Source organism: Kitasatospora nipponensis, from assembly GCF_039528135.1.
Taxonomy (GTDB): domain Bacteria; phylum Actinomycetota; class Actinomycetes; order Streptomycetales; family Streptomycetaceae; genus Kitasatospora; species Kitasatospora nipponensis.
Map to the genome: position 1 here is coordinate 1 of NZ_BAAALF010000479.1, position 1211 is coordinate 1211.

1 protein-coding gene is annotated in these 1211 nt (G+C 68.8%); it reads left to right on the forward strand.

Going from position 1 to position 1211, the window contains the following annotated elements; all coding sequences use genetic code 11:
• A partial coding sequence (locus tag ABD323_RS41310) for an amino acid adenylation domain-containing protein (RefSeq protein WP_344447234.1) occupies positions 1–1211 on the forward strand: 1211 nt, incomplete at both ends.

Here is a 1211-nt window from a genome sequence, read left to right on the forward strand (position 1 = left end):
GCGGTGGAGGTGCTTGACGAGGTTGAGCGTCGTCGGGTGTTGGTGGAGTGGAACGACACGGCGGTTGAGGTGGCTGGGTCGACGTTGTCGGAGTTGTTCGCGGCGCGGGTGGCGGTGTCGCCGGGTGCGGTGGCGGTGGTGTTCGAGGGTGAGTCGGTGTCGTACGCGGAGTTGGATGCGCGGGCGAACCAGGTGGCGAACTGCCTGATCGGCCGGGGTGTCGGGGTGGGTTCGGTGGTGGGGGTGTGTTTGGAGCGTGGTGTTGATCTGGTGGTGGCGTTGTTGGGTGTGGTGAAGGCGGGTGGGGCGTATCTGCCGTTGGATCCGGCGGGTCCGGTGGAGCGGGTGGCGGGGATGTTGGCGGATGCGGGTGCCGTGCATGTGGTGACGGTGTCGGGGTTGGCGTCGGTGTTGCCGGTGGGTGTGTCGCGGGTGTTGGTGGATGGGGATGTGGCGGGGTTGTCGGTGGTGGCGCCGGTGGTGGCGGTGGCGCCGCTGGATTCGGCGTATGTGATCTTCACGTCGGGTTCGACGGGTCGTCCGAAGGGTGTGGTGGTGCCGCACGCGGGGATCGTGAACCGGTTGGCGTGGATGCAGGCGCGGTACGGGTTGACGGCGCGGGATCGGGTGTTGCAGAAGACGCCGTTCGGGTTCGACGTGTCGGTGTGGGAGTTCTTCTGGCCGTTGCTGGAGGGCGCGACGGTGGTGTTGGCGCGTCCTGGGGGGCACGGGGATCCGCGGTATCTGGCGGAGTTGATCGTGGAGCAGGGGGTGTCGACGGCGCATTTCGTGCCGTCGATGCTGGAGGCGTTCCTGGCGGAGCCGGGTGCGGCGGGTTGTGCGGGCAGTCTGCGGCGGGTGTTCTCCTCGGGTGAGGCGCTGTCGGCGGGCACGCAGCGGCGGTTCTTCGAGGTCCTCGACGGTGTGGAGTTGCACAACCTGTACGGTCCGACCGAGGCGTCGGTGGACGTGACCGCCTGGCGGTGCGATCCGGGGCGTGCGGGTGCGGTGCCGATCGGTGCGCCGGTGTTCAACACGCGGGTGTACGTGTTGGACGAGTGGTTGCGGGCGGTGCCGGTGGGTGTGGCGGGTGAGTTGTATCTGGCGGGTGTGCAGTTGGCACGTGGCTATGTGGGCCGGGCGGGGTTGACGGCGGAGCGGTTCGTCGCTTCCCCGTTCGGTGGTGCGGGTGAGCGCCTGTACCGCACCGG